Source organism: Yinghuangia sp. YIM S09857 (genome assembly GCF_051388915.1).
Taxonomy (GTDB): Bacteria; Actinomycetota; Actinomycetes; order Streptomycetales; family Streptomycetaceae; genus Yinghuangia.
The window spans coordinates 618,400-643,101 of sequence record NZ_JBPKBH010000001.1 but is presented as its reverse complement, the minus strand read 5'-3'; the positions used below and the strand labels follow the sequence as shown (position 1 = coordinate 643,101).

General features: G+C 72.9%; 23 protein-coding genes. 12 read left to right on the top strand and 11 right to left on the bottom strand.

All coding sequences use genetic code 11. From position 1 onward, the window contains the following. Positions 1-5 precede the first annotated feature (5 nt). On the top strand, positions 6-1,070 hold the full coding sequence (locus ACRX5S_RS02725; protein WP_436771041.1) for a TIGR03617 family F420-dependent LLM class oxidoreductase: 1,065 nt from the start codon (positions 6-8) through the stop codon (positions 1,068-1,070). A gap of 217 nt (positions 1,071-1,287) precedes the next feature. Here ACRX5S_RS02725 and ACRX5S_RS02720 read toward each other — a convergent pair whose 3' ends face one another. The 3 genes from ACRX5S_RS02720 to ACRX5S_RS02710 all read right to left on the bottom strand — a co-directional run bounded on the left by ACRX5S_RS02720 (position 1,288) and on the right by ACRX5S_RS02710 (position 4,563). Continuing rightward, positions 1,288-2,046 (bottom strand): SDR family NAD(P)-dependent oxidoreductase, encoded by a 759-nt coding sequence (locus ACRX5S_RS02720; protein WP_436771040.1) that lies wholly within the window; start codon positions 2,044-2,046, stop codon positions 1,288-1,290. Between the two features lie 292 nt (positions 2,047-2,338). Beyond that, positions 2,339-3,373, bottom strand: coding sequence for a phosphotransferase family protein (locus ACRX5S_RS02715; protein ID WP_436771039.1), 1,035 nt, complete (start codon positions 3,371-3,373; stop codon positions 2,339-2,341). After that, on the bottom strand, positions 3,370-4,563 hold the full coding sequence (locus ACRX5S_RS02710) for an acyl-CoA dehydrogenase family protein (protein WP_436771038.1): 1,194 nt from the start codon (positions 4,561-4,563) through the stop codon (positions 3,370-3,372). The genes ACRX5S_RS02715 and ACRX5S_RS02710 overlap by 4 nt, the downstream gene beginning before the upstream one ends. Positions 4,564-4,714: 151 nt before the next feature. Between ACRX5S_RS02710 and ACRX5S_RS02705 the strand changes: the two genes are divergently transcribed. From ACRX5S_RS02705 to ACRX5S_RS02695, 3 genes are all read left to right on the top strand, one after another. Beyond that, positions 4,715-5,323 (top strand): TetR/AcrR family transcriptional regulator, encoded by a 609-nt coding sequence (locus ACRX5S_RS02705; RefSeq protein WP_436771037.1) that lies wholly within the window; start codon positions 4,715-4,717, stop codon positions 5,321-5,323. A 149-nt stretch (positions 5,324-5,472) separates the two neighbouring features. Further along, complete coding sequence (locus ACRX5S_RS02700) at positions 5,473-5,994, top strand: FadR/GntR family transcriptional regulator (RefSeq protein ID WP_436771036.1); 522 nt, start codon at positions 5,473-5,475, stop codon at positions 5,992-5,994. Beyond that, the gene (locus ACRX5S_RS02695) at positions 5,991-6,356 is read left to right on the top strand and encodes a FadR/GntR family transcriptional regulator (RefSeq protein WP_436771150.1); all 366 of its coding nucleotides are present in this window, start codon (positions 5,991-5,993) and stop codon (positions 6,354-6,356) included. The genes ACRX5S_RS02700 and ACRX5S_RS02695 overlap by 4 nt, the downstream gene beginning before the upstream one ends. Before the next feature lie 66 nt (positions 6,357-6,422). On the opposite strand, the gene ACRX5S_RS02690 is transcribed toward ACRX5S_RS02695, so the two are convergent. Further along, positions 6,423-7,301, bottom strand: coding sequence for a cyclase family protein (locus ACRX5S_RS02690; protein WP_436771035.1), 879 nt, complete (start codon positions 7,299-7,301; stop codon positions 6,423-6,425). Between the two features lie 289 nt (positions 7,302-7,590). Between ACRX5S_RS02690 and ACRX5S_RS02685 the strand changes: the two genes are divergently transcribed. From ACRX5S_RS02685 to ACRX5S_RS02670, 4 genes are all read left to right on the top strand, one after another. Next, positions 7,591-8,733, top strand: coding sequence for a thiolase family protein (locus ACRX5S_RS02685; RefSeq protein WP_436771034.1), 1,143 nt, complete (start codon positions 7,591-7,593; stop codon positions 8,731-8,733). Positions 8,734-8,736: 3 nt separating this feature from the next. After that, on the top strand, positions 8,737-9,153 hold the full coding sequence (locus ACRX5S_RS02680) for a Zn-ribbon domain-containing OB-fold protein (protein WP_436771033.1): 417 nt from the start codon (positions 8,737-8,739) through the stop codon (positions 9,151-9,153). Positions 9,154-9,158: 5 nt separating this feature from the next. Next, positions 9,159-10,715, top strand: coding sequence for an AMP-binding protein (locus ACRX5S_RS02675; protein ID WP_436771032.1), 1,557 nt, complete (start codon positions 9,159-9,161; stop codon positions 10,713-10,715). 170 nt (positions 10,716-10,885) lie between these two features. Next, positions 10,886-11,959: an SMP-30/gluconolactonase/LRE family protein gene (locus ACRX5S_RS02670; RefSeq protein ID WP_436771031.1), complete on the top strand. Its 1,074-nt coding sequence runs from the start codon at positions 10,886-10,888 to the stop codon at positions 11,957-11,959. Between the two features lie 91 nt (positions 11,960-12,050). Here ACRX5S_RS02670 and ACRX5S_RS02665 read toward each other — a convergent pair whose 3' ends face one another. The 4 genes from ACRX5S_RS02665 to ACRX5S_RS02650 all read right to left on the bottom strand — a co-directional run bounded on the left by ACRX5S_RS02665 (position 12,051) and on the right by ACRX5S_RS02650 (position 14,254). Further along, entirely contained in the window at positions 12,051-12,785 is a 735-nt protein-coding gene (locus ACRX5S_RS02665) for a DUF6766 family protein (RefSeq protein ID WP_436771030.1), read from the bottom strand. A gap of 87 nt (positions 12,786-12,872) precedes the next feature. Beyond that, positions 12,873-13,289: a hypothetical protein gene (locus ACRX5S_RS02660; protein ID WP_436771029.1), complete on the bottom strand. Its 417-nt coding sequence runs from the start codon at positions 13,287-13,289 to the stop codon at positions 12,873-12,875. 76 nt (positions 13,290-13,365) lie between these two features. Continuing rightward, positions 13,366-13,608 carry a CDGSH iron-sulfur domain-containing protein gene (locus ACRX5S_RS02655; protein WP_436771028.1) on the bottom strand — a complete coding sequence of 81 codons (243 nt, stop codon included), beginning with the start codon at positions 13,606-13,608 and terminating at the stop codon, positions 13,366-13,368. Next, positions 13,586-14,254, bottom strand: a complete 669-nt coding sequence (locus ACRX5S_RS02650) for a HemK2/MTQ2 family protein methyltransferase (protein ID WP_436771027.1) — start codon at positions 14,252-14,254, stop codon at positions 13,586-13,588. The genes ACRX5S_RS02655 and ACRX5S_RS02650 overlap by 23 nt, the downstream gene beginning before the upstream one ends. A gap of 153 nt (positions 14,255-14,407) precedes the next feature. Here ACRX5S_RS02650 and ACRX5S_RS02645 point away from each other — a divergent pair, with 153 nt between their 5' ends. After that, a complete protein-coding gene (locus ACRX5S_RS02645) occupies positions 14,408-15,352 on the top strand; it encodes an iron-containing redox enzyme family protein (protein ID WP_436771026.1) in 945 nt (314 codons plus the stop codon). Here the strand turns inward: ACRX5S_RS02645 and ACRX5S_RS02640 are convergent. Genes ACRX5S_RS02640 through ACRX5S_RS02630 form a run of 3 tightly spaced genes read right to left on the bottom strand, consistent with a single transcriptional unit; the run spans position 15,298 to position 21,027 of the window. Beyond that, positions 15,298-16,794: an MFS transporter gene (locus ACRX5S_RS02640; RefSeq protein ID WP_436771025.1), complete on the bottom strand. Its 1,497-nt coding sequence runs from the start codon at positions 16,792-16,794 to the stop codon at positions 15,298-15,300. The two genes, ACRX5S_RS02645 and ACRX5S_RS02640, sit on opposite strands and share 55 nt — an antisense overlap. Continuing rightward, a complete protein-coding gene (locus ACRX5S_RS02635) occupies positions 16,791-19,130 on the bottom strand; it encodes a hydantoinase/oxoprolinase family protein (RefSeq protein ID WP_436771024.1) in 2,340 nt (779 codons plus the stop codon). Before ACRX5S_RS02635 ends, ACRX5S_RS02640 begins: the two co-directional genes overlap by 4 nt. Beyond that, entirely contained in the window at positions 19,123-21,027 is a 1,905-nt protein-coding gene (locus ACRX5S_RS02630) for a hydantoinase B/oxoprolinase family protein (RefSeq protein WP_436771023.1), read from the bottom strand. The genes ACRX5S_RS02635 and ACRX5S_RS02630 overlap by 8 nt, the downstream gene beginning before the upstream one ends. 166 nt (positions 21,028-21,193) lie before the next feature. On the opposite strand from ACRX5S_RS02630, the gene ACRX5S_RS02625 reads away from it, so the two are divergent. From ACRX5S_RS02625 to ACRX5S_RS02615, 3 genes are all read left to right on the top strand, one after another. Then, positions 21,194-22,498, top strand: coding sequence for a helix-turn-helix domain-containing protein (locus ACRX5S_RS02625; protein WP_436771022.1), 1,305 nt, complete (start codon positions 21,194-21,196; stop codon positions 22,496-22,498). A 348-nt stretch (positions 22,499-22,846) separates the two neighbouring features. Then, on the top strand, positions 22,847-23,725 hold the full coding sequence (locus tag ACRX5S_RS02620; RefSeq protein ID WP_436771021.1) for a DUF4253 domain-containing protein: 879 nt from the start codon (positions 22,847-22,849) through the stop codon (positions 23,723-23,725). A gap of 279 nt (positions 23,726-24,004) precedes the next feature. Continuing rightward, positions 24,005-24,646: a MarR family winged helix-turn-helix transcriptional regulator gene (locus tag ACRX5S_RS02615; RefSeq protein ID WP_436771020.1), complete on the top strand. Its 642-nt coding sequence runs from the start codon at positions 24,005-24,007 to the stop codon at positions 24,644-24,646. Positions 24,647-24,702 lie beyond the last annotated feature (56 nt).

Here is a 24,702-nt window from a genome sequence, read left to right as displayed (position 1 = left end):
GCACCATGACCACCACCTCGCAGTCCCGCCGGCCGCTGCCTCCGCCGAAGCTGGACGTCGGCACGGGAGCCTCACTCCGCGCGGCGGAGGCCGCGGCCACCGCCGAGCAGCGCGGCGTCGACCGCGTCCTGATACCGGAAACCGCACAGGACCCCTTCCAGCACCTCGCGGTCGCCGCGTCGCGCACGTCCCGGATCGAGCTGGCCACGGGCGTGGCCATCGCCTTCGCCCGCACGCCGATGACGCTGGCGTCCAGCGCCTGGACCTTGCAGCAGATCTCCGGCGGCCGGGCGGTGATCGGGCTCGGGTCCCAGGTGAAGGCGCACATCACCCGCCGCTTCGCCATGCCGTGGTCGCAACCGGCTGCGCGCATGAGGGAGTTCGTCGCCGCGACCCGGGCGATCTGGCAGAGCTGGCAGACCGGCGGAAAGCTGGATTTCCAGGGCGAGTTCTACCGCCACAGCCTGATGAACCCGCTGTTCGACCCGGGCCCGGTGGCCCAGGGCGAGCCGCTGGTCCTGGTCGCGGCGGTCGGACCGCGGATGGCCGCGGCGGCGGGCGCGGTCGGGGACGGCGTGATCTGCCACCCGTTCAGCACGGTTTCGTACGTCGCCGAACACCTCGCCCCGCGGGCGCTGGCCGCGCGGACGGAGGCCGAGGCGGCGCAAGAGCCTTGGACCGCAAGGCCGTTCGAGGTCGCCGGGAACGTGCTCGTGGCCACCGGTCGTTCGGAGGAGGAGTACGAGCGCGGCCGCGCCGGGATCCGGGGACGGATCGCCTTCTACGGCTCCACACCGGCGTACCGGAGCGTGCTGGAGCACCACGGCTGGGGTGCGCTCCAGGAGGAGTTGCGCACGCTGTCCCTCGCAGGGCGGTGGCAGGAGATGGGACGGCTGATCGACGACGATGTGCTGAACGCATTTGCCGTCGTCGCCGAAAAACCGGCGGACGCGGGCAGGTTGATCCGCGAGCGATGTGCCGGGGTCTACGACCGCGTGTCGGTGTCGCTGGCCGACGGGGCGGATCCTGGACTGGCTTTGGACGTCCTTGACGGGGTCCGCGGCCACTGAGGGGGCCTGGGGGCGGCCCCGGGGGGCGAGCTGGGGACAGCCTCGGGCGAGGCCCCAAGGCACAGGGGGGCCGGGGCCCAGGGCACGGGCCCGGAGCCTCAGGACACCGGGCCAGAGCCTCAGGACACGGGGCCGGGACCTCAGGCACGGGCCCGGAGCCCCAAGCCGGGCCCGGAGCCCCAAGCCGGGCCGGGAGCCCCAGGCACGGGGCGGGGCCTCAGGACACGGTCAGGCCGCCGTCGACGGTCAGCGTCGTGCCGGTGACGTAGCCGCCCGCGTCCGAGGCGAGGAACAGGACTGCGGCGGCCAGCTCCTCGGCCTCGCCGAGGCGCGGGATGGGCAGGCCGCCGAGGCGGTCGGCGAGGTAGCCGTCCGGGTACTGGTCGGTCATCTCTGAGGCGAAGAAGCCGGGCGCGACGGCGTTGACCCGGATGCCGCGGCGGCTGCTCCACTGCGCGGCGAGGTCCCGGGTGAGGCCGAGGAGCCCGGCCTTGGAGGCGGCGTACGCGGCCTGCGGGAGCCCGGCGGTGACCAGGCCGAGAATGCTGGAGATGTTGACGATGGAACCGCCGTCGCGCATCTCGGCCCCGGCGGCCTGGGCCATCCAGTAGGCGCCGGAGAGGTTGACGTCCAGGACCGACCGGAACTGCTCGGGTGTCTCGCGGGCCGCCGGGACGGCGGTGCCGATTCCGGCGTTGTTGATCAGGACGCGCACCGGCCCGAACTCGGCAGCGGCGGCGGCGAGCGAGCGGCACTGCTCCGGCGAGGAGACGTCGGTCGGCACACAGAGCGCGCGCTGCCCCGCCTTCTCGACGAGTTCGGCGGTTTCCGCGAGTTGCTCGGCCCGACGCGCGGCCAGGACGACGTCGGCACCGGCCTCCGCGAGAGCACGCGCGATCACGACGCCGACACCGGAGGACGCCCCGGTCACGACGGCGACCCGGCCGTCGAGCCGAAAGCGGTCGAGGATGGGCATGGGAACTCCTGGGTTTGGTAGGGATGTTGGTTCCGCGGCACCACAACCGCTGCGCGTCGGTCGGCCGTAAGGTGGCCTTGAGGTGGTCGGCGGTGAGCCGACCGGTGGTGAGTTCGCCGGTGGCGAGTGGCCCGTGGTGAGTGGCCGGTGGCGAGCCGGCCGGTGTGTGGGTCGGCGGTGGGGACAGACCGGTCGGTGCCCTGGGCGATCGGTGTTTCCACGTCGGCCGACGGGCGTCGGCGTCTCGGATGCCGACGCCGAGGGATTCGGACCCGAAAGAGCAGAGCCCGACTCAGACGCCGTCCGACAATGCACGCAGGCCGGCCGCCGCCAACGGTGCCGGAGCGTCCGCCACGGTTTCGAACCCGGCTCCCCTGGTGAGCCCCTGCCGGTAGCGGGCGTGGATGCCCTCGGCGATGACCGCGGTCTTGAAGTAGCCCAGCGCGATGTGGAAGCCGAGACCGCTCAGGTCGCGGCCGGACGCCGTCGCGTAGCGGCGGGCCAAGTCCTCGGTGCGGGGCAGGCGTTCGCTGGTCGAGGCGGCGGTCCCGGCGAGCACCGGGGCGAAGGCCGGGTCCGCGTACGCCAGGTGCAGGCCCAGGTCGGCGAGCGGGTCGCCGAGGGTGGCCATCTCCCAGTCGACGATGGCGCGTACGTCCTCCGGATCGTCCGCGCCGAGGATGGCGTTGTCGATCCGGAAATCGCCGTGCACGATCGCGGTGGCGCTCTCGGGCGGGCAGGTTTCGGCGAGGCGCGCGTGCAGGGTGTCGATGTCGGTGAGTTCGCGGGTGCGCACGCGGTGCCACTGGTCGTACCATCGCGCGATCTGGCGGGCGAGATAGCCCTCGGGCCGCCCGACGCCGCCGAGTCCGATCGCCTCGGGGTCGACCGCGTGCAGCAGGGCGAGGGTGTCCACGAGGGCGTACGCGCAGCCCGCGATGCGCTCGTCGGGCAGCCGGTGCAGTTGCTCACACGTGCGGATGACGGTCCCCGGCACGAACTCGACCACCGAGAACGGCACGCCCAGCAGCGCCCCGTCGGACAGCGCCACCGCCCGCGGAACCGGAACGGGGCTGTCCGCGAGCGCCGAGACGAACCGGTACTCCCGGGCCATGTCGTGTGCCGAGGGGGTCAGTCCACCGAGGGGCGGGCGGCGGATCACCCAGCTCCGTTCGCCGTCGGTCGCCTTGTAGGTGAGGTTCGACCGTCCGCCGTCGAGGAGTTCGGCGGTGAGGCCGCCTCGGAATCCCGCCACGTGCTCCGCGAAGAAGCCTTCCAGAAGCGGGAGTTCAAGGCCGTCGACACCTGGCTGCGACCCGCCGGTCATCGGGCGCCTGCCGCGTCGTGGCGGCGGACGACGCGCCGGGCGATGGACCAGCGGTGCGTTTCGGAGGGTCCGTCGTAGATCCTGAACGGCCTCGTCTCGCGTAGGAATCGGCTGAGTAGCACGTGCCCCGACACGCCCAGCGAGCCGCAGATCTGGAGCGAGCGGTCGACCACCCGCCAGACGGCCTCCGCGCAGAATGTCTTGGCGATCGACGTCGACTGCGCGCCTGATCCGCCCACGTCGAGGTCGGCGCAGGCCCGGAGGATGAGGCCGTGGGCGGCGGCGATGTCGATCTCGTTGTCGGCGATCATGTGCTGCACCATGCCGAGTTCGGCCAGCCGTGAGCCGAACAGCTCGCGTTCGGCGGCCCGTCCGACCGCGATGTCCTGGGCGCGCCGGGCGATACCGAGCCAGCGCATGCAGTGCGTGGTACGCGCCGGACCGAGCCGGACCCGGGCATACCGGAACCCCTCGTCCACCTCGCCCAGCACCGCCTCGTCCGGCACCGTGCAGTTGTCGAACAGCATCTCGGCGTGGCCCCCGAAGAGACTCTCGTCGAGCGTGTCGATGTGGCGGACGATGCGCATGCCCGGATTGTCCGCATCGACCAGGAACATCGTCGCGCCGCCCGCGTCTCCGGGCGCCCCGGAGGTGCGCGCCATCACGATCGCGAACCCGGCGCCGTCGGCGCCGGTGATGAACCACTTGCGGCCGTCGATGCGCCAGCCGCCGGGTATGCGCTCGGCCGTGGTGGCGAGCGCGGCGGGGTCGGAGCCCGCTCCGGGTGCGGGCTCGGTCATGGCGAAGCACGAGCGCATGTCCCCGGCGGCCAATGGGCGCAGGTAGCGCTCCTTCTGTCCGGAGGACGCGATCGCTTCGAGCATGTGCATGTTGCCTTCGTCGGGCGCGGCGATGTTGAGCGCGAGCGGGCCGAGCAGCGAGTAGCCGGCCTCCTCGAAGACGAACGCGCGGTCGCGCATGTCCAGGCCGTGGCCGCCGTACTCGCGGGACACGTGCGGCGCGAAGACGCCCGCCTCGCGTGCGGCGCGCTGGAGTTCCAGCCGTACGTCGTCCGAGCCCGGAACCCCGCCGGTGCGCTCCTCGACGGGAACGACCACCTCGCGGACGAAGCGCGCGGTCCGCCGGGCCAGGTCCTCCGCGACCGGGCCGGGGGTGAGGTCGACAGTCACACAGCCTCCCTGGCTCTTCATGAGCGACCATGGCTAATGGTCATTAGCCTCGACCATAACAGCAAGGCCTGCCGAATCAAGATAGGATCGGAGGAGATTTGGACCATCGGGCTAAGACCTGTTAGCCGACCGCAATCCAGGAGGAGCGGCCTTGTCCGGTTCACCGTCCGGCTCGCCGCGGGCCGACGACATCCGCGCCGCCGCACTCGACCTGTTCACCAGGTTCGGCTACGAGGCGACGACCATGGCCGACATCGGCGCCGCGGTCGGCGTGCGCGGCCCGAGCCTGTACAAGCACGTCGCCTCGAAGCAGGACCTGCTGGTCGACATCACACGCCGGACCATGGACGAGCTCCTCGCCCAGCACCGCGCGGCCGTCGCGACGACCGGCGATCCGACCGAAAGGCTGAGGCGCGCCACCGAGACTCATGTGCGCTATCACGCGCGGCACCACCTGGAGGCCTTCGTCGGCAATCGCGAACTGCGCAGCCTCCAGGAGCCGTTCCGCAGCGAAGTGCTCGCCCGGCGCGCGGAGTACGAGGCGTGCTTCCGCGACCTGGTCACCGCGGGCGTGGCCGCCGGCCGGTTCCGGGTCGCGTCGGCGAGACTGGCCTCATACGCGATCCTGGACCTGGGCATGGGTGTCGCCGTCTGGTTCCGCGAGGACGGCGAGATCGGGGAGGATGCCGTCGTCTGGGAGTACGGCGAGCTCGCGCTGCGCATCGTGGGTGCGGACCCGGCTACTGCTCCCGAGGGATAAGTGCCCTCATTTGCGTCGGCGTCAGCCGTATTGCGCGGTGAGAGCCGGGCATCCTCTACCATGGACACCGAAAGAGTGCTCTGTATCGAGCGCGACATCAGCCTGGAGATACGCCCCCGGCGACGGGGCAGACGGGATGGGGCCGGTCCATGACAAGCGCTGCCAGGGCGACGCGGCACACGCCGGAAGGCGGCGGCCCGCAACGGCTCGCCGAAACGGTGGCGGCGCTGATCGAGCAGGACATCCTGGACGCGGGCTGGCGCACCGGCTCGGTCCTCGGCTCCGAGCGCGACCTGATCGAGCGCTACGGCGTCAGCCGCGCGGTGTTCCGGGAGGCCGTACGCCTGGTCGAGCACCACCAGATGGCCCGTATGCGCCGCGGCCCGGGCGGCGGCCTGGTGGTGACCGAGCCCGATCCGGGCATCGTCCGCGACGCCGCGCGCGTCTACCTCCGGCACGCGGCGGTGAACCGGCGCCAGATGTTCGAGGCGCGGATGGCCCTCGAACTCGCCGGGGTCACCGCCGCGACCGAGAAGCTGACCGAGGCCGGGATCGCCCGCCTCACCGAGGCGCTGGACACCGAGCAGGACCTGATCGACCGCGGGGTCACCCTCGGACACNCCCCCTCTCCCCCCCCCCCCCCCCCCCCCCCCCCGCGACCGAGAAGCTGACCGAGGCCGGGATCGCCCGCCTCACCGAGGCGCTGGACACCGAGCAGGACCTGATCGACCGCGGGGTCACCCTCGGACACGCACGGAACCTGCACAGCGTGATCGCCGACCTGGCCGGGAATCCGGCCATCACGCTCTTCGTGGAGGTGCTGACGCAGCTCGACCAGGACATGGTGCAGCAGACCTGGGCGTCGGGCGGGCAGCCGGACGAGGAGCAGCACGACAGCGCGGTGCGGTCGCACGAGGCGCACCGGGCGATCGTCGAGGCGATCGTGGCGGGAGACGCTCCGCTGGCTCAGCACCGGATGCGCAGGCACTTGCAGGCGATCGCGGCTCTGCTGCCGGAGGACGCACGCGAATAGCCCGAACAGCCCACGACCCTGCCGCCGGACGACGCACCCGAACAGCGCGCCGCCCGGCGGCATCCGTCACGCCACGGCGATCGGCCGCAGCGGCGACCCGCTCCCCCCGCGGATCGTCAGCGGCAGGCCGATGAAGAGGAACGTCGACACGCCGTCGGCCGCGAGGCCCTCGCAGTTGACCCACTCCATGATGTGGATCCCGTGCTCGTAGAGCAGGAACAGGTGCACGGGGAAGGCGTTGCCGGGGATCGGGGACGGCTGGACCTCGAAGGCCAGCGTGTCGGCGCCGACGTACCCGGCGCCCTGCGCCACCAGCCACTCGGCCCCGTCCAGCGCGACGCCGCTGCCCTCGCTGAGCTTGCGGATCTTCCGGATGTCCGGCCAGTACTTCATCTGCCCGGTGCGGACCAGCACGATGTCCCCGGCCTCGATCGACACCCCGGCGGCCTCCGCCGCTGCCCGCAGGTGCTCCTCTCCGACCCCGAAGCCGGGCGGCAGGACGTCCAGCCTGAGCACGCGCGGGATGTCCAGCAGCACTCCCCTGCCGATGACCGGGGCCAGCTCGGACGCGTCGCCGCGCTCCGCGCCGAAGGTCCCGAGCGCGTCGTTGGCCGAGACGCCGCCGTGCCATTCGTCGTTGTCCCCGCAGGTGATGTGGCACAGGGCGTCGATGTGCGTCCCGGTGTGCAGCCCGCCGGAGACGAACTCGGAGACGTAGCCGACCTGGACCTCGTTCTCCTCCGGCTTGTGGAAGGGGAAGCGCCCGGTGGCCCGCTGGTCCTGCGGAGAGTTGTAGGTGATCACCTCGAAGCGCGGGTAGCCCTCGAAACCCGGCATGTGCCGCCACCACCCCGACGCCAGGTCGTACACCGCTCCGCGGTCCGGGATGCCGAGGCTGCGGAGGAGTTGTGCGGCGTCGTGGCGCGGCCGGATCGGCGAGTTCATGCGGGACGTCCCTTTCGCGAGTGCTGGAGGGCGGCCGCGACGCTGCCGCCCGGTTCCGCACGGCAGCCGACCGACCCGTTAAACAGTGTACTCATCATCCGGAGACGGGTCCAGATTGCAGTCGGAATGCGGCAACTAGCGGCTCAAATCGCCGCACTGACTCAGGATGTCGCCCCGCGCCATTGAATCTTGGCGGATATAGAGGATACTCTTTAGCGCGTCAGCCGGATCGGCATGCCATCCGGCGGAGGCCGCCGGGCCCGGACGGCGATCACACGAGGAGGCTTCTTTGGCGAAGGACATCGGCCGCGCCCTGCAAAGCGTCGCCATCGTCGGCGCCCACAACACCCCTCAGGCGCGCTCCCTGCCCGGACAGACGTCGTGGTCCGTCACTCTCGACGCGGCCCGGGGCGCACTGCGCCAGGCCGGGCTGGGCATGGCGGACGTCGACGGCTTCAACGTCACCGTGGGGCTGGACGCCGACGCCGGCAGCGCCTTCGCGTACGACGTGGGCGCCGAAGGCTTCTGGCTCGGGCGGGAGATGGACGGCGTGCAGGCGGTGCTCGAAGCCGCGCTCGCGGTGGCGTCCGGCGAGTGCCGCGTGGCGCTGATCGCCAGCGGTCAGGCGTCCCTCTACACCGACCGCGACTCGACGGCGCCGTGGACCCGGCCGACCAACGAGTTCATCGAGACCTGGGGACTGCACACCGCGGTCGAGTGGGCGCTGCCCGCGCAGCGCTACATGCACGAGTTCGGGGTCAAGCCCGAGGACCTGGCGCACATCCCGGCCGCCATCCGCAACTACGGTGCGGTGAACCCGAACGCGGTCTACTACGGGCGCGGACCGTTCACCCCCGACGACATCCTGGCGTCCCGGATGGTCGCGTCCCCGTACCGGCTGCTGGACTGCGCCACGACCTCCGAGGGCGGCAGCGCGGTGGTCCTCACCACGATGGAGCGCGCCCGCGACCTGCCGGCGGCGCCCGTCCGGCTGCTCGGCGGCGGGCGCGAGGAGTGGGGTCCGACGTACGTCAACCCGCCGACGTACGAGCGGACCGGGACGGTCGGACGCCGGGCGGCCGCCGCGGCGTTCGCACAGGCGGGGATCGGGCGCGACGAGGTGGACGTGTTCGAGGTGTACGACAACTTCACCTACGAAGTCGTGCGCTACTTCGAGGCGTACGGCTACTGCGCCCCTGGCGAGGGCGCGCAGTTGCTCTCCCCCGAGAACATCCGCCTCGACGGCCGGTTCCCCATCTGCACCGACGGCGGCGTCATGTCGCATTCGCACACCGGCTATTCGCAACTGATCCAGAAGGTCGTACGCGCCGTGCAGCAAGTTCGCGGCGAGGCGAACGTGAACCAGGTCCCGGGCGCGAAGGTCGCGCTGGCGAACTGGCCCAAGGGCCTCCTGCTCATGACTTCGGAGTGAACCGTGACCACCAGCCCCGCACGCAGGCCGGTTCCCAGGCCGACCAAGCTCTCCGAACCCTTCTGGCGCGCCTGCGCCGAGGGCCGGCTGCTCCACCAGCGCTGCTCCGATTGCGGCGCCGCGGTCTTCAAGCCGCAGGCGTTCTGCCCGCGCTGCCTCTCGAACAGCATTGAATGGAAAGAGAGTTCAGGACGCGGGGTGGTCAACACCTTCTCCGTGGTCTGGCGGCCGCAGACTCCCGCGTTCCAAGTCCCGTACGTCGTGGCCGTCATCGAACTGGAGGAGGGCTACCAGATGATGAGCAACATCGTGAACTGCGATGTGGACGCGGTCCATTGCGACATGCCCGTCTCCGTCGTCTTCGAGCCGGTCGACGCGGACGAGGACGTGGTGCTCCCCTTCTTCGAGCCGCGCCGGTGAGCGGCATGGCCTTCGCGGAGCTGACGCCGGTCGCGTTCGCCGCCCGCGCCGCCAAGGTGTACGCCGACCGCCTCGCCGTGGTCGACGGCGAAGTACGCTACTCCTACGCCGAGTTCTGGGACCGCTCGCAGCGGCTGGCCGGTGCGCTGGCCGGGCTCGGCGTACGGCCGGGCGACCGGGTCGCGGTCATCGCGCCCAACACCCATGTGCTGCTTGAGGCCCACCACGGAGTGCCGCTCGCGGGAGCGGTGTTGGTCGCGCTGAACACCCGGCTGGCTCCGGCCGAGGTGGCGTACATCCTCGGCCACTGCGGGGCGCGTGTGGTGATCGCCGACGTCGCCTGTCGCGAACTCGTCGACGAGGCACTGCGGGACAGCATGGCGCAGCCGACCGTGGTCGACTGCGGGCGGCCGGAGGACGAGTACGAGGCGCTGCTGAGCGCGGCCGCTCCCCTGGCGGTTCCCGTCACCGACGAGCGGTCGCTGCTGTCGATCAACTACACCAGCGGGACGACGGGCCGCCCCAAAGGCGTCATGTACCACCACCGCGGCGCCTACCTCCAGGCGCTGGCGATGGCCTACCACACCGGGCTGGACCCGTCGTCGCGCTACCTGTGGACACTGCCGATGTTCCACACGAACGGCTGGTGCTTCCCGTGGGCGGTGACCGCCGCCGGGGCGGTCCACCACTGCCTGCGCAAGGTGAACGCGGCGGACATCTGGCACGCCGTCCGCCACGACGGGGTGACCCATTTCTGCGCCGCGCCGGTGGTGTTGGGCATGCTGGCCGATGATCCGGCGGCAACTTCCACCACTCCCAGGCCCGTTCGGGTGTTCGTGGGCGGCGCGCCGCCACGCCCGGCGCTGCTGGCCAAGCTCGGCGCGCTCGGCATCGAGATGCGCCATCTCTACGGGCTCACCGAGACGTTCGGGCCCGCGGTGGTTTGCGAGTGGCAGCCGGAGTGGGAGGACCTGCCGGACGACCGGCGCACCGCGCTCGTGGTACGGCAGGGCATCGCCAACGTGGTCGGCGAACCGCTGCGGGTGATCGACTCGGCGGGCCGGGACGTCCCGGCCGACGGGGCGAGCGTCGGCGAGATCGTCCTGCGCGGCAACAACCTGATGCTCGGCTACTACCGCGACGGACAGGCCACGGCCGCCGCGGTGACCGCCGACGGCTGGTTCCGCTCGGGGGACATCGGCGTCATGCACCCCGACGGGTACGTCGAACTGCGCGACCGCGCCAAGGACGTCATCATCTCCGGCGGCGAGAACATCGCCTCCGTCGAGGTGGAGAACACGCTCGCCGAGCATCCCGCCGTGCTGGACACCGCCGTGGTCGCCGCACCGCACCCGAACTGGGGCGAGGTCCCCGTCGCGTACGTCACGCTTCGCCCCGGCGCGGCCATCGGGGAGGCGGAGCTGGTGGCCTTCGTACGCGCCCGCATCGCCCGGTTCAAGGCACCGCACCGGGTGATCTTCGGCGAGTTGCCGAGGACGTCGACCGGAAAGATCCAGAAGGCCCTGCTGCGGCAGCGGGCCTTCGGCATCGTGCTGGAGTAGCCGCCCGGCTTCCCGCCGCGATGCCGCCCGGGCACCTGTGCCCCGTCCGCCGCGAACACACCGCACCTCATCACGATCACGCTCACGACCGCCGAAAGCACGGTCGGCGTGCGCTGCCGCATGCGCAGGCAGCGGGGCGCCGCCGACTCGGAGCACGACCGGGAGGAACCATGATCAAGAAGACCAGGCGGCTCACCCTCGCCGCCGCACTGCTGGCCGCACTGGCCGTCGGCGGGGCGGCGGTCGTGCCGACCGCCAACGCCGACCCGTCCGCCGACGCGTCCACCGATCGCGCGGACACCGGGAACTCCGCGTCCGGGCGCGGCGGGCAGGTGATCCGGGCCGACTACGTCGCCAGGGTCGCGCCCCTGGACCCGCCGTCCCCGTTCGGCCACCTGACGGTGCTGGAGGGCCCCGCCTTCGGGCCGGACGGCAGGCTGTACTTCGTCAACCTCACCGCAGCGCCGGGGCGTCCGAAGATCCTCAAGTTCGACCTGCGCACCAAGGAGGTCATACCGGTCCACGCCGACGCGACGAGCGGCTATTCGTCCCTCCAGTTCAGCCCGGCCGACGGCAAGATCTACGCCACCGACTTCCACAGCGGGGAGATCGACCGGCTCAACCCCGACGGCACCGGGTTCGAGACCGTGCTCGCCGGGCCGGTGGCCGGGCGGCCGATGGTGCCCGACGACATCGCGTTCGACCGGGCCGGGAACATGTTCGTCACCGACTACCACGGCTCGCCGTGGAGCCCGACCGGCCGCGTGGTGCGCCTCGACGCGGACGGCACCGACCCGACCGTGCTCCAGGACGGGCTGGCCGGCCCCAACGGCATCAGCTTCACGCCGGACTTCACCGGCGTGTGGGTGAGCGAGTACAACTTCGGCCGCGAGAACCTCTTCACGCTGGCGCCCGACGGCAAGAGCTTCACCGAGGGCCGGGTCGGCATGACCGCCAATGTCGGCCTGCACGGCTTCGACTCCAACACCGTCGACGCGGACGGCAACGTCTACCAGGTGGTCATCGGCACCGACAAGATCCTGGTCTGGAACCAGAAGGGCGACCTGATCGCCACCGTGACCGTGCCGTACCCGCAGTCGGAGAAGCGACTCGTGAGCAACCTGGCGATCAAGCCCGGCACGAACACCGCGTACGTCACGGTCGGCGGTGACGACGGCGGCCACATCTACAAGTTCCGCACCCTCGCCCCCGGCATCCCGCAGTCGAACGGCGGCGGTGCCTGACCTCCGATCGTTCGCGCCGTCCCGGCACCGGACCCGCAACGGCCGGTGCCGGGACGGCTTTTCCGTGCCGCGGTGTGCCGCGTACCGGAGCTCAACCGCCTTCGACGCCGGTGGCGGAGTGCGGTGCGCCGACCGGCTTCGACTCGGGCGAGCCGCGGTGGCGGAGGTAGATGGACAGCAGGGCCATCGAGGCGATCGCCAGGAGCTCGGACTGCCAGTTCTGGAGGGTGCGGTCCCAGAAGTCCGCCGATGCGATGTACTGGGTCCAGCCGACGGGCGCCTGGAGGTCGCGCAGCCGCTGCTCGTTGTAGGAGGCCGTGCCGGTGACGGATTGGGCGAGCCAGGAGAGCACGAAGACGGCGCCCATCACCAGGCCGAGCGAGCGGGCGTACACGCCCTGCCGCCACCCTCGGGCGCGGGCCCAGGACGGGGAGTCGGCGCCGGCGTGGCGTCCCACCCGCTGGGCCTCGTCGGTCTCGCGACCCGCGGTGCCGGGCCGCTTGGACTCGGGCGAGCCGCGCTGGATCAGCCAGATCGTGGCGGTGATGTAGAGGAAGAACTGCAAGTACTCGGACTGCCAGTTCTCGGTCACGTCGACGGCGAAGTCGGACGAGGCCACGTAGTTCCAGAACCCGACCGAGGCGAAGCCGTCGACCGCCATCTGCTCGTTGAACTCCGCGCGCCCGGCGAAGGCCTGGCCGACCAGCGTGGCCAGGAAGGCGAGGAAGAACGCCAGGCCCAGGCCGTTGTCTCGGACGAACCCGGCGACGCGCCGCCGCGGGGAACTGCCGTCCCGCCGCTTGCGGGATCGGGGGCGCCCGGTCACCGCTGCATCAACCCGATCGCGGTGAAGTAGGCCAGCCCGACCACGATGACGACGAGGCAGGTCGTGAACATCGTCCGCACGCCCAGGTCACCGCCCCTTGACCGTGCAGTTGTACGGGCGGTCTCCCGGCTGCTCGCGGCAGCCCGCCGCGGTGACCCGCCACCCGGACGGGAAGCGCGCGAGGAACAGCGTGTCCCCGTCGAACACCGCCCGGGCCTGGTCGCCGTGCACGTTGGTACGCCGCACCGCACCCGCGTCGGGCAGCTCCTGCCCGGGGAGCGCGTCCGCGCACGCGGCCTTGGCGTTCTGCTCCAGTTCCTCGCGGGTCGCCGGCGCGAGGGCGGCGCACGCGGCGGGCAAGTCGCCTGCACGCAGGGCCTGTTCGAACCGCGCGGCGGCCTCGGCGGCGTCGTCGCGGCGCTCCGTCAGGGAGGCGCAGCCGCCGAGCGCACCGAGGATCGCGGCGAGTGCGATCGTGCGCAGGCACGCTGCGGGTCCGTGCACGTGCCCTCCCTGTCCAGGCGTCCGACGCGAGGCCACGCTATATCAGGAAGAGCCACAAACTGGTGCATTCAACTTGTTAAGGGCATTTTGGGGAGGCGGATGAGGGAGCGGCGCCGGGCGCGCGCCGGGTGCGGTGGCTGGTGTCGCACCACGGCAGGCGTTTGCTGCGACGGCAGGTGCACAGGGCGACCACGACACGGTCCGACCGCACGGTGCCGCCGCCGTCCGGGAGTTCGGCCTCGACCGGTCCTTCGATCAGCACCGGGCCGCCGGGCACGGCCTCCACCCGGCGGACTTCACCCGCTTCGCGCGTCGCCACGGACGACCACCAACTCCTCTTCCCGGCATCCCGGCTCGATGAGCCCGGCCTCCTCCAGATACGGGGCGCGTTCGGTGAGGACGGGGCCGAACGGCTCCCGCCTCCGCGCGACCACGCGGGCCCGCAGCCCGGCCGCGGAGAGGCGGCGCAGCGTGGCGCCCACCCCGCACAGGGCGGAGTGCACGATCAGGACCGTGCCGCCGGGTTTCAGCGCGCCGGGCACGCCGTCGCACAGGCGGTCCAGGACGACGCGGCCGTCCGTCCCCGCGTCCCACGACCGTGCCGGGCCGTGCCGGGGCGCGAGGTGGCGGCGCGACGGCACGTACGGCGGGTTCGCCAGGACCACCCGGAAGCGCCGCCCGGCGACGGCACCGAGCAGGTCGCCCCGGCGGACCGCGACGCCGCGCCGGAAGCGGAGGCTGTTGAGGCGCGCCGCCCACACGGCCGAACGCGCGATGTCGACCGCCGTCACCCGGCACCGCTCCCCCGATGCCTCGGCCGCCGCCAAGGCGACCGCCCCGGTGCCGGTGCCCACGTCCAGAAGGCTGTCGGCGTCCCGGAGGTCCGCTTGTTCGAGGTACGCGGAGACCAGGAGCCAGGTGTCGGCCTGCGGTCGGTACACCCCCGGGATGCGCAAGAGATCCATTGCCTGCGGCTGCCCGGGCGTGATCAAGGCAAACGGGCGCGGGGTGTGGGGTCGGCGGGGGCGGGTAGCCGCCCGGTCATGGGCGATGGTGGCGGCCTCGTGGGGCCTTCCGGCGAGAGTGTGGTGCCTGGGCTGCCTTTGGCTCGGGGGGAGATGTCACAGGCGGTGGTGAACGCGCTGCGGACGGCGCCCGGGGCCGGGTTCGAGGCGCCGGAGGCGATGCCGGGTGCCTGGTCGGAGGACCTGCACCTTGCCCTCTACATCTGTTACGAGCTGCACTACCGGTCGTTCGCCGGTGTGGACCCCGCGTGGGAGTGGGATCCGGACCTGATGCGTGTCCGGGCCCGGCTTGAGTCGGTGTTCCTCGGCGCGCTGCGCGACGAGGTGGGCCCGGCGCCGGATGCCGAGGCCGCCCTCGCGCCGCTGCTCGTCGAGTCCGACGACGAGTCGGGCATCTCGCATTTCCTGCTGCGCGGCGGGAATCTCGACCAGTTCCGCGAGTACGTGGTCCACCGCTCGGCGTACCACCTCAAGGAGGCCGACCCGCACGCGCTGCTGATCCCGCGTCTCACCGGCCGCGCCAAGGCCGGTGTGGTCGCCGTCGAGTTCGACGAGTACGGCGGGGGCCGGGCGGAGCGCATGCACTCGGCGCTGTTCGCGGACCTGATGACCGGCCTCGGCCTGGACGCCTCGTACGGCGCCTATCTCGACCGCATCCCCGCACCGATGCTCGCGACGGTGAACCTCATGTCGTTGTTCGCCTGGCACCGGGGACGCCGCGGCATGATGGCCGGCCACTTCGCCGCCGCCGAGGCCACGATGCCGCCCAGCGCGGCCCGGTTGGCCGAGACACTGACTCGGCTGGGCGTCGCCGACCCCGCCTGCGCGCGGTTCTTCACCGAGCACATCGAGGCCGACGCGGTCCACGAACAGCTCATGCGCCGCGACGTGATCGGCGGCCTGCTCCGCGAAGAACCGGGCCTCGACGCCGACATCGCCTTCGGTGTGCGGGCGACGGGGGTCGTCGGGGCCCGGTTCGCGGATCACTTGACCGGAGCCTGGACCGGCGGACGCAGTTCGCTCCGGCCGGCGGCGTGACGTCGGCCGTCGTGCGGGGGCGTCCGCTTCATCGCGGCCACGGCGAAGGCCACCAGACCGCACGCCGCGGCGGCGAGGAAGGCCCACATGAACCCGGCGTCGGCGTAGACCGGTTGGTGCGTCTGCGGGTCCGTGCGCAGGACGTGCTGGGCGAGGATCGTCCCGGAGACCGGGATGGCGATGCCGCTGCCCAGGCTGCGGGCCACGCCGAGGACGCTCGCGCTGACCGCGGTCTGGTCGGCCGGGGCGGCGTCCAGGACGATCTGGCCGGTGGAGAGCGGAGACAGCAGGTAGCCGACGCCGTACAGGCCGGTCCAGACCAGGATCTGCCAGGAGTGCGACGGGAAGAACGCGAACAGCGCCATGCTGACGGCGAACGACGCCATCGCGAGACGGAGGGTGGCGACCGGTCCACGCCGCCGTACGAGCATGCCCGCGCCGAGGCCGCCGAGCACGGCGATAAGGGCGTACGGCAGTTGGTACGTCGCCACGCCGAACGCGGAGAGTCCGAAGCCGTAGCTGATGCCGTCCTCGCGCGGCGTCTGGAGCATCAGCGCGCTGAGGTAGGCGTACGCGGACAGCACGAAGGTACCCAGGAACGTCACCAGCATCGTGGGCGCGAGTGAGCGTCCGAACATCAGCCGGACGTCGAACAGCGCGTAGTCGATGCGCAGTGCCCGCACCGCGAACACGGCCAGCAGCACGGCCCCGGCCACGTAGCACGCCCAACTGCGCCCGGCCGTCCAGCCCCACACAGTGCCCTGGCTGACCACCAGGAGGATGAGGCCGATGCCGCCTCCGACGAGCAACGCGCCCAGGATGTCGAGCCGTTGGCGCAGCCGGACGGTGGACTCGGGGACCGCCCACCAGAACAGCGGGGTGACGACGGCGACATAGATCAGGCCGAACCAGAACACGCTGCGGTAGCCCAGGTGGTCGATGAGCGCGCCGCCCGCGAACGGGCCGATGACCGCCGAGAGGCCGAGCCCGGTCGACAACACGCCGAGCCCGAGCGGCACCTTCTCGGCGGGCAGGACGTCGCGGACCAGGCCGTACGCGATGCCGGTCACCGCGAGGAACGCCCCTTGCAGCGCACGCCCGATCAGCAGCACCGTCAGGTCGGACGTGAGCGCGCACATGACCGAGCCGACGGCGAACAGCACGACCAGCCCCAGCAGCACGCGTTTCTTGCCGTACATGTCGGCCAGCCGCCCGGTGAGCGGCTCGGTCGCCACCCCGACGAGGCTGACGATGGTCAGCGCCCAGGCCACGTCGGCGGTGCGGAAGACCGGGATCATGTGGCGGATCGCCGGGTAGACCATGGTGAGTTCGAGTGCGGCCACCATCGACAGCAACATGATCGGCGCGAGCACCAGCACGCTGCGCGCGTCGAGCGGGGACTTGCTGGAGGTACGCGGCGAGGACGCCGGATTCGGTCTCATCGTTCGGCCTCTCGGCTGGCGCGGGACGGGTGGGGTGCGGGCCGGTTCGCGGCGTGGCGAAGGGTCAGGTGGCTGCCGGGGGTCGCGTCCGCGGTCCAGCCGACGGGCACGACGACGGTCGCGTCGGCGCCGAGGACGACGGCCGGGCCGGATATGGGCGTGCGGCGGTGTTCGAGGGTGTCCCAGTGGCAGACGTGGGGTGCGGAACTGCTCTTCGGGGGGCCGGTGGGGGCGGCCTCTCTCGCGAACGCGCTTTCGGCGAACGGGCTTTCGATGGATGGGACTTCGGATGGGGGCGCGGGGGAAGGGACTTCGGAGGGTGCTGCTGCGGTCGGGGCTTCGGCGGACGGGTTCGCGGCGGTTGCGTGTGTCTCGGCGTCCGCGGTGACCCGGGCTCGGAAGGTGACGAGTTCAACGGGTGCGTCGGGCGCCGCGCCGTACGCCGCCTGGTGGGCGGCGCGGAACCGGGCCGCGAGGTCGGCGGGTTGCGGCGGTTCCTCGGTGGCGCCCAGGACGACCGTGAGTTGGTGGGACTGGCCGACGTACCGCATGTCCACGGCCGTCCGCACGACCACCGGTCCGTCGTGGGCGAGTTCGCCGCGTGCGGCGGCCACGAGATCGGCGAAGACGTCGCCGGCTGCCTCGGCGGCGCCGGGTGCGTCCAGCGCCATCGGACGGGTACGCACCCGCTCGACGCCCGCGGTCGCCGACGCCAGCCCGTGGGCCGCCATCACTCCGGCGCCGCGCGGCACCACGACCTCGGTGATGCCGAACTGTGCGGCCAGGTCCGCCGCGTGCATCGCTCCGGCACCGCCGAAGGCGACCATCGGGAAGCCGCGCGGGTCGAGTCCGCGCTGCACGGTGACCAGGCGAATCGCGGTGGCCATGCGGGCGATGGCCACTTCGCGGATCGCGCGGGCGGCGTCCTCGACGTTCAGACCGAGCGGTTCGGCGACGCCGATGCGGATCGCCTTCTCGGCGGCGGCGAGGTCCAGGCGTACGCCGCCTGCGAGTTTGCCTCCGATGGGTGCGGCGTGCGCGACTTCCCCGGCGGCCGGGTCGTGGTCCGCGTTGCCGCCACCCGACGTTGCGGCTCGGCCGCTCCCGAACAGCCCCAACACCGCGTTCGCGTCGGTCACCGTCGCCGCGGTGCCGCCGCGCCCGTAGCACGCCGGCCCGGGGTCCGCCCCCGCCGAACGCGGGCCGACCCGCAGCGCTCCGCCGTCGTCGACCCACGCGATGCTGCCGCCGCCGGCCCCGACTTCGGACAGGTCGACCACCGGCCCCTTGACCGGCAGCCCCGTCCCGGCGCGCGGCATGCCGAAGCTGCCCTTGCCGCCGACCTGGAAGTCGTGGGTGATGCCGGGGCGGCCGTCACGCACGATGCCGGCCTTGGCGGTCGTACCGCCCATGTCGAACGACACGGCCATGCCGCCGGTGTGCTCGCGCGCCACCCGCGCCGCGGCCGCCATGCCCGCCGCGCCGCCGGACTCCACGGTCCGTACCGGCAACCCCGCCGCCGCGGCCGCGGGCATGATGTCGCCCGCCGAGTCCATGACGCGAACGCCGCAGGTCACGCCGAGGTCCGACAGCCGCGTGGTGAGGCGTTCGAGGTAGCCGGTCATGACGGGTCCGACGTACGCGCACAGCAGGGTGGTCATCGCCCGCTCGTACTCGCGCATTTCCGGCCAGACGCGGGACGAAAGCGCGAGGTAGGTGTCCGGGAGCGCTTCGCGCAGGGCCTCGCCGAGAAGGTCCTCGTGGTCGGTGCGGGCCCAGGAGTGCATGAGGCAGACGGCGACGGCGTCCGGGCGCAGCGCGGCGACCCGGGCGGCGACCCGGCGGGCCGCGTCGCGGGTCAGGGGGCGGCGGATGCGCCCGTCCGCGAGGGTGCGTTCCGGGGCCTCGACGACGAGTCCGGCGGCGATCGGTGCCGGGGGCGGCCGGAAGCCGAGGTCGTAGCGGTCCTCCTCGACGCGTGCCTCACGGCCCAGCAGGAAGAGGTCGCCGAAGCCCTCGGTGGCCACGAACGCGACGCGCACGCCCGCGCGTTCGAGGATCACGTTGGTGGCGAGCGTGGTGCCGTGGACGACGGACGCGACGTCGCCCGGTGCCACGGACGCGGCGGCCAGCGCCTCGGCGACGCCCTCGCAGACGCCGACGGCGGGGTCCGCGGGCGTGGTCAGGACCTTGGCGGAGACGGGTGCGGCGAGCGGTCGGCCGTCGGGGCCGGGGAAGGTGACGACGGTATCGGTGAAGGTGCCGCCGACGTCGACGCCGACGACGACGCGGGGTGCGGACGCCGGGTCCCCGCCATGGTTCTTGTGGTCAGGCATGCCGGGTCTCGTCCTTGCTCGTGGGGGTGTGCTTTGCGCCTGCGGCGCCGGCCGGGGTGTGCGCGCTCGCCGCGGTGTGCGTCGCGCCCGTGGCGCGGATGCGCAGGTCGCGTGTCGCCGGGAGGTCGAGGCGCCCGTCGGGAGTGCAGACGACGCCGTACGTCCGCCTGGCGGCCTCGGCGCTGACCCGGCCGTCGCGTACGTCTTCGGCGACCAGGTCGGGCGCCCGTTCGAACGGGTCGCCCAGCCCGCCGCCGCCGGACGTGCCGACGACGAAGACGTCCCCCGGCTCCAGGTCGATGCCGGTCTGTTTGGGAGCCAGCGCCTGGACGCGCCCGTCGGCGGCCCGCCGCACCTCGTGCCGCCCTGCGCCGCCCGGTTCGCCGCCGCCGCGCCCGGCCGGGGGCCGGCTCATGCGGTCGCCGCGCACCGTGAGCACCGCGGGTTCGGTGGCCTCGATGGCCAGGTCGGTGCCGAGGCCGCCGCGCGTGCGGCCCGGGCCGCCGGAGTCGGTGCGCAGCCGCGCGTGCCGGAAGACCACCGGGTACGCCGCCTCCAGCGGTTCCAGCTGCGGGACCACCGAGCGTCCGCCGAGGAAGTACGCGCCGGTGGCGTCCGGCCCGTCCGACGCGGTCCGCGCGCCGATGCCGCCGAACTCGTAGAGGAGCGCCAGCCAGGGTGCTCGGGCGCCGTCGCCCGTGCGGGCGCCGCGTCCGGCGGCGAGGGCGTACACGTGGACGAGCCCGCTGGCCGCCACCGCGCGTTCGGGGCAGGCCTGTGCGAGGGCTTCCACAACCGCCTCGATCACGGCGGCGACGGTCACGACGCGGCCGCCGCACGCCGCCGGGGGCTCGGGGTCGACGAGGCTGCCCGGAGACAGGCGTATGTCGAGGGGGCGCAGGCAGCCGTCGTTGACCGGGATGTCGGCGGCGAGGAAGCAGCGCACCGCATACAGGACGCCCGAAATGGTCTGCGAGCGCGACGAGTTGATGGCGCCGCGGGCCTGGCCGGAGGTGCCGGTGAGGTCGACGGTGACGGTGTCCCCGGCGATCGTCACCTCGGCGGCGACCACGTGCTCGCGCCCGCTCTCCACGCCGTCGGTCTCGATCGTGTACGAGCCGTGCCAGGTGCCGTCCGGGAGGGCGGCGATCTCGTGGCGGGTGCGGGTCTCGGCGTAGTCCGTCCAGTGTCCGGCGACGCTGCGGACGGTGGCGGCGTCGTACCGGCCCATCAGCTCTTCCACACGCGCGGCGAGGGTGCGTGTGCCGGCGACCAGCGCGCGGACGTCGCCCGCGACCGCGTCGGGGGTGCGGCTGTTGCGCAGCAGGATGCGCCAGACGGCGTCGACCGGCTCACCGCGGTGTTCCAGCGCGACGGGCGGCAGCAGCAGACCCTCGTGGAAGGTGTCGGTGGCGACGGCGGCCAGGCCGCCGGCCACGGCGCCGCCCAGGTCGGCTACGTGGATGAGGGTGCCGGCGAAGAAGAGCGGTGCGGTGTCGGTGGATGCCTCGGTGGCCGCTTCGGCGGCCGCGTCGGCGGACGGCGCGAAGACCGGGCGGATGACGACCAGGTCGTTCGCGTGGATGCCGCCGCGGTACGGGTCGTTGGTGACGTACACGTCGCCCGGCCGCATCGTCGACGCCGGGATGTCGCGCAGGACCTCCGGGACCGTGCAGCTCAGGCTCGCCGAGTGCATGAGGCTCGTCGCCGTCGACTGCGCGACGAGGTTCCCCGACGCGTCCAGCAGCGCGGCGCAGGCGTCGGCGCCCTCCTGGATGAAGGTCGAGTGCGACGCACGGACGACGACGATGCTCGCCTCCTCCGCCGCGGCGGCGAGGGCGGCCCGGATCAGTTCCGTCGTGACGGTGTCGGGCGGTGGGTGCGGTGACGTGGCCATGAACGCCTCATTGCGAAATTGGAATGTAGTATTGCAGTAATGATGTGAAGGTAGACCGCACAGGCCGCCCGCACAAGAGGGAGCTGACGGATCGTCAGCAAACTGCGGGTGGAAGGATGGCCGTGCCCGGCGCCAGACCGGGGCAGGCCGGGACGGGACGACGGGCATGAGCAGCGACAACACGTCAGAGACGGGCGGCGCGCGGGACGCGGCGGGTTCGGCGTCGGCCCCTGCCTCGCCTTCCGGGCCGGGGGCCACGGGCGGCGTCACACGGGACGCCACGCGGGGGGCGGCCGGGGACGGCGTCGGGAGCGCCTCCGGTGGCACCGCGCGCGGCGGCGCCGCCCCGGGCGCGTCCGGAGGCGCGGCCTCGGATGCGTCGCCGGACGGCGCGGCCCCCGGTGCGGGCACCTCCGGTGCGGGCACCTCCGGTGCACCCTCCCCCGGAGCAGCCACTTCCGGTGCCGGCGCCCCCGGAGCAGCGACTTCCGGTGCGGACGCCTCCGGTACAGCCGCACGGGGCCCCGCCGAGCCCGCCGCCCGCTCGGGGCGTACCTCCCCGCCCACCGCGCGGGCCGTACGCATCCTCGACGTCCTCGCCGCGGCCGCTCCCGAACCGCTCGGCGTCTCGGAGATCGGCCGCCGCGTCGGCCTCGCCCCGTCGACCTGCCTCGGCATCGTCAACGAGCTGACCTGGGCCGGATACCTCGTACGCGACGGCTCCGGCCCGCGCTACGGCCTCGGCCCCGCGCTCGCGCTCATCGGCCGCGCCGCCGAGCGCAGCCGTCCGACCTTCCGCGCCGCCCGCGCCGGGATCGAGCAACTGGCCGGAGAGCTGGGCCTGCTGTGCTCCGCCGCGTCCGTCGTCGGCGGCGACATCACGGTGCTGGGCCTGGCCGGCACCGCCGCCGGGACGCCTCCACTGGTCGAGGTCGGCGCCCGCTACCCGTTCGCGGCCCCGGTCGGCGTGATGTTCGCCGCGTGGGACACCGACCCGGCGGTCGACGCCTGGCTCGCCCGCGCCCCGGTGTCCCTCGACCCGGACCGCGTCGACCGGATCCGCGACGTCGTCCGCACCTGCCGCGCACAGGGCTGGCTCGCCGAACGCCTCACCGACGTCGAGCGCGACCTGCACCGCTTCCTGCCCGAACTGGGCACCCACGGCGAGGGCGAGCGCGGCCGCCGCGCCCTCGCCGAGGCCGCCGCGGTCTTCTCGCACCGCGACTACCTGCTGGGCGACCTCGACGACGCCCCCGACGCGGCCCACCCGGTCAGCACCGTCTGCGTCCCGACCTTCGACGTCGACAACCGGCCGGACCTGATCCTGTCGGCGTACGTCATGCGCCCCGACGTCACCACCGCCGAGATCCGCCGCATCGCCGAACGCCTGGGCGCGTGCGCGGCCGCCGTCACCGCGCTCGTGGGCGGACGCGATCCGTGGCGGGACGGGGCCGCGGGCGGCGCCGACTGAGCCGGACTGCCCGCCGAACGCGCGGGGTGGCTACCGTTCCACCACCGCCGCGCACCCGGCCCCCGCGGCGAAGTCGCCTTCGCACAAACCGCGTTCCCGGTCGACGCGGTGCAACAGCGCGCGTCCCGCATGCGCGGGCGCGGGCGCGGGCGCGGGCGCGGGCGCGGGCGCGATGAAGTCGTTGGCGTTTTTGCCCCCACGCCGTCGCCCACACCGACTCGAACGCGGTCGGCCGTCAACTGTGCGCGGGGTTGAGCAGCCCCCTCAACGGCTCGACGTGCGCGACATGCCGACGCCAAGCGGCACCGGACCGACGGGACCATCACCCGTCCGGGCTACGTTGTTCGCATGGCAATGTCCATTTCCGAACTCCAGCGACTCTTTGACGCGCCCGACGGCGATACATCCGGTATGCCCGGCTCATCCGGCCCGTCGGCCGTGCCCGCCGCGCCGGGCCGTCCGCACGTCCCCTCCCTGCCCGTGCTGCACGAGGCCGCGAAGGCGGTGGACGGGTCCCCGGTCTACACCGGCGAGGTGACCGGCACGGACGCGTTCCGGCTGTGGAGCCGCCTCCGCGCCCTGCACGGCCGCACGGGCTGGTGGCCGGTCCTGGCCGGGAGACCCGCGGAACTGGAGCAGGTACTGATCGGGTTGGACCCCGCTCACGCGCCGCCGCCCGTGCTCGGCGGCATGCAGCCCGACGGACGCGCGCTCCTCGACGGCTGGGCCCGGGACGCGGTGCGGTTCCTGCCCTCCCCCGCCGCCGGGCCCGGCGGGGCCGCCGTCCAGCCGGACGTGCCGCGCGTCCTGCGGCGCCTCACCGAACACGTGGCCGCGAAGCTCGACCTCGACCACGTCGGCGGCCTGCACGTGTCCGCCGTGGACCAGGAGCGGACGACGCTGTGCCTGGTGCGGGCGGAGTCGGGCGCGGACGTGCCCACCCTGCTGAACTGGCTCGGAGGCTGCAACTACGACATCACCGGCCCCGAACACAGCGCTGTGCTCCGGCACTTCGACCGGCACTACGGCGCCGAGCTGGTGACCCTGGAAACGGGCGTCATGGAGGTTTTGGTGGGACGCCGCCCGCGTACGCCGGAGACGGTGGCCGCCGCCGCGGTCGAGCACTACGCGTACTGCAACGACATCGTCCACCAGGGAACCGGGACGATCGAGGAGCTGATCGAGGGCCAACTGCGCAGCAGCACCTGGTACTTCTGGTGGGACTGAGGCGCGGCGACGTGGCCGCCGCGAGCGGGCCCGGTCGGCGTCGACGGCGGCGGGGCAGGCGTCGACTGGCGTCGATCGAACGCTGGTGCGGGCGATCTGAGGGTTGGACAGGATAGTTTCGTCAACTTTTGCCATAGCGGCCGACTCGGCCGACGCAATGTGCATCCTTTAAGAAATGGGACAGTGCGTCATGGAGAGTTACGGGGGTCGGCTGCACGGCGGAAGTGGAGCATCCCCCGCCCTCCACACATCACCGCGCTGCCGAACCGAGGGAGACCCTTGCGCGACACCGACCACCGCTCCGCCCACACCGATCCCCCGGCCGAACTGCGGGCCGTGCCCAGGAAGTCGCCCGACGCGCCGAACGACCCCCCACCGACGAACGCGGCGACGGCGGCACTGTTACGGGAGGCGTCGCGGCACCTGCACACGGTCCTCGCCGAGCGCCTCGACGAACAGGGCCTCAGCACGGGCCTGCACGATCTGCTGCGCATCGTCGCAGCCTGCGATTGGCTGCCCCAGCACGAGATCCAGCACATGCTGGCACGCGAACACTCCGCCCCCGCCCTGATCATGACCGCGATGGCCAACGGCTGGGTCAGGCGCTGGCGCGCTCCCGCGGACCGCCGCCGCTACGCACTCCACCTCACCGAGGCGGGAACGCACGCCCGCCTGCGCGGCGACGCCGTCGAGCGCGAAGTCCACAGCGATCTCCTCGCCGCACTCGCGCCCGAGGAACTCGCCGCGCTCCACACGGCTTTGACCAAGATCATCCCCCGTCCCGCCGGCACCGACGCCAGGTCGGCTCTGCCCCGGGCCGCGGGAACGCCGTCCCCGCGCCGGACATCACCGGCACGCCCTCGCAGCACACCCCGCCCGCGAACCCCTGACGGCTCCCCGACGCGGCCTCCGACACGCTGACGCACCCGGACCGGGCGGGGGACGCAGCCGGCGGGCCTCCGGGTTCCCCTGGCGCT